The sequence below is a fragment of the Pseudomonas sp. ESBL9 genome, from assembly GCF_036668715.1.
Taxonomy (GTDB): domain Bacteria; phylum Pseudomonadota; class Gammaproteobacteria; order Pseudomonadales; family Pseudomonadaceae; genus Aquipseudomonas; species Aquipseudomonas lundensis.
Genome location: NZ_JAZEVV010000005.1, coordinates 32967 through 41901 on the forward strand (window position 1 = coordinate 32967; position 8935 = coordinate 41901).

Genomic DNA, 8935 nt, shown 5'->3' on the forward strand with positions numbered 1-8935 from the left:
CGAACGTTGTGTTTGGTAAGGAATGAACCATGCGTCATCGTAAAAGTGGTCGTCACCTGAGCCGCACTAGCTCGCACCGCAAGGCTATGTTTCAAAACATGGCAGTGTCGCTGTTCGAGCACGAGCTGATCAAAACGACTCTGCCGAAAGCCAAAGAACTGCGTCGCGTTGCTGAGCCGCTGATTACTCTGGCCAAGAACGATTCTGTTGCTAACCGCCGTCTGGCTTTCGACCGTACTCGTTCGAAAGCAATCGTTGGTAAGCTGTTCAACGATCTGGGCAAGCGTTATGCAACTCGTGAGGGTGGCTACCTGCGCATCCTCAAGTGCGGTTTCCGCGCTGGCGACAACGCGCCTATGGCGTACGTCGAGTTGGTTGATCGTCCAGTTGGCGGTGAAGCTGTATCCGCTGAGTAAGACGTCAGTCTCTACAAAAAACCGGGCCTAGTGCCCGGTTTTTTGTGCGCGTTGTATTGTGGTTTTCTATTGATCTCCATCATTTAATGAATTTGCCCATGTGAAGTGCATGGTCAATACTCCTCGTCAGCCGATTACACGGCAGCATCAAGACTGACTGAGGAAGTAAACGCATGAGCCAGACCAAAACGCTTACCACTGCCAGCGGCGCCCCAGTAGCTGACAACCAGAATTCTCGTTCTGCCGGTCCTCGTGGCCCCTTGCTGCTTGATGACTTTCATTTGATCGAGAAACTCGCTCACTTCAACCGTGAAAACATTCCTGAACGTCGTGTACATGCCAAAGGTTCGGGGGCTCACGGTACGTTCACTGTGACGCGTGACATGTCGCAATACAGCAGCGCGAAGCTGTTCGACACGATCGGCAAGCAAACACCGACCTTTATGCGCTTCTCGACGGTCGGCGGTGAACGCGGTTCTGCCGACACCGAGCGCGACCCTCGCGGTTTTGCCATCAAGTTCTATACCGAAGAAGGCAATTGGGACATCGTGGGTAATAATACCCCCGTGTTCTTTATCCGGGACCCACTCAAGTTTCCGGACTTTATCCACACCCAAAAGCGTCTCCCGCAAAGCAACTTGAAAAGCGCGCAAATGATGTGGGATTTCTGGTCACATTCACCTGAATCTTTACATCAGGTGACCATCCTGTTTTCTGACCGCGGTATCCCGGATGGCTATCGTCATATGCATGGCTTCGGCAGCCACACGTACAGCCTGATCAACGCCGCCGGCGAGCGCCATTGGGTCAAGTGGCATTACAAAACCAAGCAGGGAATTAAAAACTTGGCGCCTGCCGAGGCGGCGCGTTTGGCGGGTACAGACCCTGACTATGCGCAACGCGATTTGTTTGGTGCGATTGAACGGGGAGATTTCCCTAAATGGCGCGTTTGCATGCAAGTGATGACCGAAGCACAGGCGGCTGCGCATCACGAGAACCCGTTTGATGTCACCAAAACCTGGTCGCAGAAAGAGTTTCCATTGATTGAGATTGGCGAACTTGAGCTCAACCGCAACCCGCTTAATTATTTCGCCGAAGTTGAGCAGGCGGCCTTTGGCCCCAGCAATATGATTCCGGGTGTAGGCCTCTCGCCTGATCGCATGCTACAGGGCCGTGTATTCGCGTATGCGGATGCCCATCGCTATCGCGTAGGCACCAACCACCAACATTTGCCGATCAACTCGCCACGTGTACCTGTGCACAACTACCAGCGTGATGGCTCCATGGCTTATGGCAACAACGGCGGCGCGGCACCGAACTACGAGCCCAACAGTTACTCTGACGCCCCTAAGCAGGCGCCACAATATGCTGAGCCGCCATTGGCGTTGAATGGCGCGGCGGATCGTTACGATCATCGCGAAGATACTGATTACTACAGCCACGCAGGTGCTCTGTTCCGGTTGATGAGCCCGGAACAGAAAGCCCTGTTGATTAACAACATTGCCGGGGCAATGGCCGGGGTGTCTGACGACGTGGTGCAGCGTCAATTGCCTCACTTCTATAACGCTGATCCGGCGTACGGAGAAGGGGTGGCAAAAGCGTTGGGTGTACAGCGTAACTAACTCTAAGTGAGAAGCAGAACCGCCCTCAATTGGGCGGTTTTTGCGTTATTTAGGCTCGTTTTCTCAGATAAACAGCACATTTGTTGCGATTGAACCGTGACCTCTTGGTCAGCTTGGTTCAAACTACAGCCTTTCAAGCAGGGAGATGTGGGCCAATGCTAGGGCACCCGGAAGTAATCGATTATCTCAACACGTTGCTCACCGGTGAGCTGGCTGCACGTGATCAATATTTTGTCCATTCCCGTATGTACGAAGACTGGGGTTTCACCAAGCTCTACGAGCGTATCAATCACGAGATGGAAGAAGAGGCGCAGCACGCCGATGCGTTGATGCGCCGGATTCTGATGCTCGAAGGCACCCCTCGCATGCGTCCTGACGACCTGGATGTGGGGACCACCGTCCCGGAGATGTTCGCCGCAGACTTGCGTCTGGAATACAAAGTCCGGGCAGCGCTGTGCAAAGGTATTGAGCTGTGCGAATTGCACAAGGATTACGTCAGCCGCGACATGCTGCGCATCCAGCTCGCCGACACTGAAGAAGACCATACCTATTGGCTGGAGAAACAGCTCGGTCTGATTAAGTCGATTGGCTTGCAGAACTACCTTCAGTCGCAGTTCTGATTAGCGTTCTTACCTGTCGCTGCTTCAGGCAGCGATGACGCAGACTAAAAGGCCCTGCCATCTCACGATGACAGGGCCTTTTTCATACGCTGATTTAAGCTTTGTCGCGAATCAACAGCGGCTTCAGGTAGAAACCGGTGTGAGATTGCTTCATGTTTGCCACGTCTTCCGGCGTACCGGTTGCGATTATCTGCCCACCTTTGGAACCGCCTTCAGGGCCCAAGTCCACCAGCCAATCCGCGGTCTTGATCACGTCGAGGTTGTGCTCGATGACCACCACGGTATTGCCGTGGTCGCGTAATCGATGCAATACATCCAGCAATTGCTGGATATCGGCGAAGTGCAGGCCTGTTGTCGGTTCGTCGAGGATGTACAGCGTTTTGCCGGTATCGCGCTTGGACAGCTCGCGGGACAACTTGACCCGCTGAGCCTCGCCGCCTGACAGGGTCGTGGCGGATTGCCCCAGCTTGATATACGACAAACCTACGTCCATCAGCGTCTGTAGCTTACGCGCCAGCGCAGGGACGGCATCGAAGAACTCGCGGGCTTCTTCAATGGTCATCTCCAGCACTTCATGGATGCTCTTGCCCTTGTACTTGATCTCAAGGGTTTCGCGGTTATAGCGCTTGCTTTTGCACACGTCGCAAGGCACGTAGATGTCGGGCAGAAAGTGCATTTCTACCTTGATCAGGCCGTCACCCTGACACGCCTCGCAACGTCCACCCTTCACGTTGAAGGAGAAACGTCCCGGACCATAGCCTCGGGAGCGGGATTCCGGTACGCCGGAGAACAGCTCGCGAATAGGCGTAAACAACCCGGTATAGGTCGCAGGGTTAGAGCGCGGGGTGCGGCCGATCGGGCTTTGATCGATGTCGACGACCTTGTCCAGATGCTCAAGCCCTTTGATGCTGTCGTGAGCCGCCGCCTCCAGCGTGCTCGCGCCGTTCAAGGCTGTCGCGCTGAGCGGGTAGAGCGTGTTGTTGATCAGTGTGGACTTGCCCGAACCTGAAACCCCGGTCACGCAGGTCAGCAAGCCAATGGGGATTTCGAGGTCAACATTACGCAAGTTGTTGCCGCGCGCACCTTTGAGCGACAGCGTCAGCTTTTTGTTGCGCGGAGTGCGTTTGGCCGGAACTTCGATCTTCACCCGCCCCGACAGGTATTTGCCGGTCAGCGAATCAGGGTGCGCCATCACCTCGGCCGGTGTGCCTTCGGCCACGATGTGTCCGCCATGCACGCCTGCCCCCGGGCCGATATCCACGACATAGTCCGCCAGTCGAATTGCATCTTCATCGTGCTCGACCACTATCACGGTATTGCCGATATCGCGAAGGTGTTTGAGGGTGCCCAGCAAACGATCGTTATCGCGCTGATGCAGGCCGATAGACGGCTCATCAAGGATGTAAAGAACACCCACCAGGCCCGCGCCGATCTGGCTGGCCAGACGGATACGCTGCGCCTCGCCGCCGGACAGTGTGTCAGCACTGCGATCCAGCGACAGATAATCGAGGCCCACATTCACCAAAAACTGCAGGCGTTCGCGAATTTCTTTCAGAATTTTGTCTGCAATCTCGCCGCGACGCCCGGTCAGGCTCAGCGCGCTGAAATATTCAGTGGCATCGCCAATGGGCATGTTGGTCACGGCCGGCAGGTTTTTCTCACCGACCCATACGTGACGCGCTTCACGACGCAGGCGTGTGCCGCGGCAGTCGGGGCAAGCCTGGGTGCTGAGAAACTTGGCCAACTCCTCTCGAACGGTCGCCGACTCGGTTTCGCGATAGCGCCGCTCAAGGTTAGGCACGATCCCTTCAAACGGGTGCGCCCGCTTGACGATGTCACCTCGATCATTGAGATAGCGGAAATCAACGTTCTGCGGGCCGCTGCCGTACAGAATGACTTTCTGTTTGTCGGCGGGCAGTTCGCTGAACGGCACTTCAAGGCTGAAATCGTAATGCTTGGCCAGCGCACCCAGCATCTGGAAGTAATAGACGTTACGCCTGTCCCAGCCGCGAATGGCGCCTTCAGCCAAGGTCAAATCACCATTGACCAGTCGCTTGATGTCGAAAAACTGCTTAACCCCGAGCCCGTCGCAGGTCGGGCATGCACCGGCCGGGTTGTTGAAGGAAAACAGTTTGGGTTCCAGCTCGCTGATAGCGTGCCCGCAAATGGGGCAAGCGAAGCGTGCCGAAAAAATTATCTCTTCGCCGGGCTCGTCGTCCATCGGCGCCACCAGCGCGATACCGTCAGCCAGCTTGAGCGCGGTCTCAAACGATTCGGCCAGGCGCTGTTGCAGATCCGCTCTGACCTTGAAGCGGTCAACGACCACGTCAATCGAGTGTTTCTTCTGCTTGTCGAGCTTTGGCAACTCATCCAGTTCGCACAGCTTGCCGTCTACGCGCGCGCGAACGAAGCCCTGAGCCCGTAGCTCTTCGAACACCGACAGGTGCTCGCCTTTACGTTCACGAATCACCGGCGCCAGCAGCATCAACTTGCTGCCTTCGGGTTGCGCCAGCACCAGGTCGACCATCTGGCTGACGGTCTGTGCTTCCAGTGGAATATCGTGATCCGGGCAGCGCGGAATGCCGACGCGTGCATACAGCAAACGCAGGTAATCGTAGATTTCAGTGATGGTGCCGACAGTGGAACGCGGGTTGTGTGACGTCGATTTTTGCTCGATGGAGATGGCTGGCGACAAACCTTCAATGGTGTCGACGTCAGGCTTTTCCATCATCGAAAGGAACTGCCGCGCATAGGCCGACAGCGACTCGACATACCGACGCTGGCCTTCGGCATACAACGTGTCAAACGCCAGGGATGATTTGCCGGAGCCAGACAGTCCGGTGATGACGATCAGTTTGTCCCGTGGCAGGGTCAGGTCGATGTTCTTCAGGTTGTGGGTTCGTGCCCCACGTATCAGGATCTTGTCCACTGCGGCCTCGCTTGGCGGGCATAACATAAACGAATGAGTATACGGATCTGTGTGAAAGCTGTGCAGGTCCTTAATGGCACGTTGTCATTAAGGGTCTTTATAACTTTTACGTGACAAAGCGTCGCGCATCGCTCGTGTGTGTGCTGTTACTCGATGGGACTGGTAGAATCGCCGCCGGTTCACACGAGGTTTTTCCATGCACGATCCCCACAGCGAACGCATGAGTGGTAGCGAGACCCGCGCAGCAAGCGGTCTGGCCCTTGTGTTTGCCTTCCGCATGCTTGGTATGTTCATGGTGTTGCCGGTACTGGCGACCTATGGGATGGACCTTGCAGGTGCAACGCCGGCCTTGATTGGTCTGGCGATTGGCGCTTATGGCTTGACCCAGGCCATCTTCCAGATCCCTTTTGGGGTCATTTCCGACCGCATTGGCCGTCGCCCCGTTATCTACCTGGGGCTGGTGGTGTTCGCAGTGGGCAGCGTAGTGGCTGCCTGTTCTGACTCAATCTGGGGCGTGATTGCCGGGCGCATCCTGCAAGGGGCGGGCGCGATTTCTGCGGCGGTGATGGCCTTGCTTTCAGACCTGACCCGCGAGCAGCACCGCACCAAGGCCATGGCCATGATTGGCATGACCATCGGCTTGTCGTTCGCAGTCGCGATGGTGGTGGGCCCACTGCTGACCCGCGCCTTTGGTTTGTCCGGGCTGTTTCTGGCTACCGGGGCCATGGCATTGGTGGGGATTGTCATCGTCATGTTCATGGTGCCGCGCTCAACCGGCACGCTGCAGCACCGTGAGTCAGGCGTGGCCAGGCAGGCGTTGCTGCCGACCTTGCGCCATCCCGACCTGCTGCGTCTGGACCTCGGCATTTTTGTGTTGCACGCCATGTTGATGTCCAGCTTCATTGCCTTGCCGCTGGCGCTGGTTGAAAAAGCCGGTTTGCCCAAGGAGCAGCATTGGTGGGTCTACCTGACCGCGTTGTTGATTTCTTTCTTCGCCATGATCCCGTTCATCATCTACGGCGAAAAGAAACGCAAAATGAAACGAGTTTTACTCGGTGCCGTCGCGACGTTAATGCTCACTGAGCTATTCTTCTGGCAGTTCGGCGACAGCTTGCGTGCGTTGGTGATCGGCACGGTGGTGTTCTTCACCGCGTTCAATCTGCTGGAGGCTTCGTTGCCTTCGCTGATCAGCAAGGTGTCACCGGCGGGCGGCAAGGGCACGGCGATGGGGGTCTACTCTACCAGCCAGTTCCTGGGGTCGGCATTGGGCGGCATACTCGGCGGCTGGATGTTTCAGCATGGCGGTCTGTCGGTTGTGTTCCTGGGATGCGCAGGTCTGGCTGCACTCTGGCTAGCCTTTGCTGTTACCATGCGCGAACCGCCGTATGTAACCAGCCTGCGCTTGCCGCTGTCGCCTGAGGCGCTTCGCGAAGCAGGTTTGACCGAGCGTTTAAAGGCCGTTGCAGGCGTAACGGATGCAGTGGTGGTAGCCGAAGAGGCTGCCATTTATATCAAATTGGACACCGAACTATTGGATCGCGCGACACTCGAGCAGCTGGTCAACCCGGCGCCGACGTGCGAAGCCTAGGAGAACGTTATGGCCCGTGGGGTTAACAAAGTTATATTGGTCGGCACATGCGGCCAGGATCCCGAAGTTCGCTACTTGCCTAACGGTAATGCCGTGACCAACCTGAGTCTGGCAACCAGCGAACAGTGGACTGACAAGCAAACCGGCCAGAAAGTTGAAAAGACGGAATGGCACCGTGTATCGATGTTCGGCAAAGTAGCCGAAATTGCTGGCGAATACCTGCGTAAGGGTTCGCAGGTGTACATCGAAGGCAAGCTGCAAACCCGCGAGTGGGAAAAAGACGGTATCAAGCGTTACACCACTGAAATCGTGGTCGACATGCAAGGCACCATGCAACTGCTCGGCGGCCGCCCACAAGGCGACCAGCAAAATCAGGGTGGCGGTAACAACTACCAGCAATCCGCGCCGCGTCAGCAGGCTCAACGCCCGGCACCGCAGCAGCAGCAGCCACAGCGCGAGTCGCGTCCGGCGCCGCAACAGCAGGCTCAACAGCCAGCCCCTGATTTCGACAGCTTTGATGACGATATCCCGTTCTAGGACTTACCTAAGACAATTTTGTAAGGTATAGACCAAAGCCCCGAAAACGCTGTTTTTGGGGCTTTTTCATTGGTGCGCGATGCCTTACAGGCATGTCGGCCGTGCATGGAAAACCAAGGGGTTGCAGAGCAATGCGGCGTTTTGAAACTGTGATTTTGCCTAAGGTTTGCACTTGTAGAACGGCAGACACTTATTGAGGCCACTGCTCAAGCAAGATCGAGGCAAACTTTTCTGCCGCCGGAGACAGAGACGCACCTCTGCGATACACCAGACCCAATGAGCGATTTACCACGGGCTCAATCAAGGGGACGCTGACCAGTGTGGGATGATCGCCCGTTGGCATTGCCAGACTGGGCATCACCGATACGCCAAGTCCTGCTTCGACTAAACCCAATGAGGTTGAAAGGTGCTGAACCTCATAAAACCACTTCGGTCGCCAGCTTAAACTCGACAAGGCATGGTCTAAAAGCATGCGGTTTCCGCTTAAGCGGCCCACGCCAATCAACCGATACTCACTGAGTTGCGACCACTTTACAGACGCACAATTGGCCAGCTCATGGTCTCGTCTGCAGGCCAACACAAACGGCTCATTGACCAAGGTTACAAACTCGATATCCGGGTGTTGGCCACTCATCATGTTGATACCAAAATCGGCTTCGCCACGCAGTACTGCTTCCAGTCCGTCGTTTGCGCTCAGGTCTAACAATCGAATATGGATTTTAGGATAACGCTCGTTGTAGAGCCGGATCACTGAAGGCAAAAAATAGAAGGCTGCCGTGGGGATACAAGCCAGCGTGACACGACCGCTTCGTCGTTCAGCCAACTCCCGAATATTAAGAATCGAGTCATCAAAGTCGTCGAGCAGTCTGCGCGCTTTGGGTAAAAAATCGCGCCCTACACTTGTCACACTCACTTTGCGCGTTGTTCGATCAAGCAGAGCAGTCCCCAACCCCTCTTCAAGTTTTTTTATCCGGCGACTTAGCGCAGGCTGAGAAAGATGAAGTGCATCAGCCGCTTCGTGAAAACTGCCGAGTTCTGCGATTTTAACGAAAGAGCGAATGTCTTGAAGTTCGTATTCCATAGTGTTTTCTCGCCAGAAAGGTCAGCTTCACCGGAAGTGGCTTGGGATTATTATTTTGTGAAACGCAATAATGGTTGAAATCTTTGCATTGGAAACACTATTGCTTCCCTGTCACTCTCTTCGCAAGGAAATAATTCAATAA

7 protein-coding genes are annotated in these 8935 nt (G+C 55.6%); 5 read left to right on the forward strand and 2 right to left on the reverse strand.

Going from position 1 to position 8935, the window contains the following annotated elements:
- Nucleotides 1-29 precede the first annotated feature (29 nt).
- The 3 genes from rplQ to bfr all read left to right on the forward strand — a co-directional run bounded on the left by rplQ (nucleotide 30) and on the right by bfr (nucleotide 2658).
- Nucleotides 30-416 carry a 50S ribosomal protein L17 gene (gene rplQ / locus V6F78_RS15050; RefSeq protein ID WP_047277870.1) on the forward strand — a complete coding sequence of 129 codons (387 nt, stop codon included), beginning with the start codon at nucleotides 30-32 and terminating at the stop codon, nucleotides 414-416.
- A gap of 173 nt (nucleotides 417-589) precedes the next feature.
- A complete protein-coding gene (locus tag V6F78_RS15055) occupies nucleotides 590-2038 on the forward strand; it encodes a catalase (RefSeq protein ID WP_047295788.1) in 1449 nt (482 codons plus the stop codon).
- A gap of 155 nt (nucleotides 2039-2193) precedes the next feature.
- On the forward strand, nucleotides 2194-2658 hold the full coding sequence (gene bfr / locus V6F78_RS15060) for a bacterioferritin (protein ID WP_047277866.1): 465 nt from the start codon (nucleotides 2194-2196) through the stop codon (nucleotides 2656-2658).
- A gap of 94 nt (nucleotides 2659-2752) precedes the next feature.
- On the opposite strand, the gene uvrA is transcribed toward bfr, so the two are convergent.
- The gene (gene uvrA / locus V6F78_RS15065) at nucleotides 2753-5587 is read right to left on the reverse strand and encodes an excinuclease ABC subunit UvrA (protein ID WP_273416202.1); all 2835 of its coding nucleotides are present in this window, start codon (nucleotides 5585-5587) and stop codon (nucleotides 2753-2755) included.
- Nucleotides 5588-5783: 196 nt separating this feature from the next.
- Between uvrA and V6F78_RS15070 the strand changes: the two genes are divergently transcribed.
- Complete coding sequence (locus V6F78_RS15070) at nucleotides 5784-7175, forward strand: MFS transporter (RefSeq protein WP_047277862.1); 1392 nt, start codon at nucleotides 5784-5786, stop codon at nucleotides 7173-7175.
- A 9-nt stretch (nucleotides 7176-7184) separates the two neighbouring features.
- Entirely contained in the window at nucleotides 7185-7712 is a 528-nt protein-coding gene (locus V6F78_RS15075) for a single-stranded DNA-binding protein (protein WP_094989645.1), read from the forward strand.
- A 190-nt stretch (nucleotides 7713-7902) separates the two neighbouring features.
- Here the strand turns inward: V6F78_RS15075 and V6F78_RS15080 are convergent, their stop codons facing one another.
- Nucleotides 7903-8793: a LysR family transcriptional regulator gene (locus tag V6F78_RS15080; protein WP_047277858.1), complete on the reverse strand. Its 891-nt coding sequence runs from the start codon at nucleotides 8791-8793 to the stop codon at nucleotides 7903-7905.
- Between the last annotated feature and the right edge of the window lie 142 nt (nucleotides 8794-8935).

Excerpts from the sequence above, each read along its gene's own strand:
- bfr (WP_047277866.1), top strand. The coding sequence starts at position 2,194 with ATGCTAGGGCACCCGGAAGTAATCGATTATCTCAACACGTTGCTCACC.
- V6F78_RS15055 (WP_047295788.1), top strand. The coding sequence starts at position 590 with ATGAGCCAGACCAAAACGCTTACCACTGCCAGCGGCGCCCCAGTAGCT.
- V6F78_RS15070 (WP_047277862.1), top strand. The coding sequence starts at position 5,784 with ATGCACGATCCCCACAGCGAACGCATGAGTGGTAGCGAGACCCGCGCA.
- rplQ (WP_047277870.1), top strand. The coding sequence starts at position 30 with ATGCGTCATCGTAAAAGTGGTCGTCACCTGAGCCGCACTAGCTCGCAC.
- V6F78_RS15080 (WP_047277858.1), bottom strand. The coding sequence starts at position 8,793 with ATGGAATACGAACTTCAAGACATTCGCTCTTTCGTTAAAATCGCAGAA.
- V6F78_RS15075 (WP_094989645.1), top strand. The coding sequence starts at position 7,185 with ATGGCCCGTGGGGTTAACAAAGTTATATTGGTCGGCACATGCGGCCAG.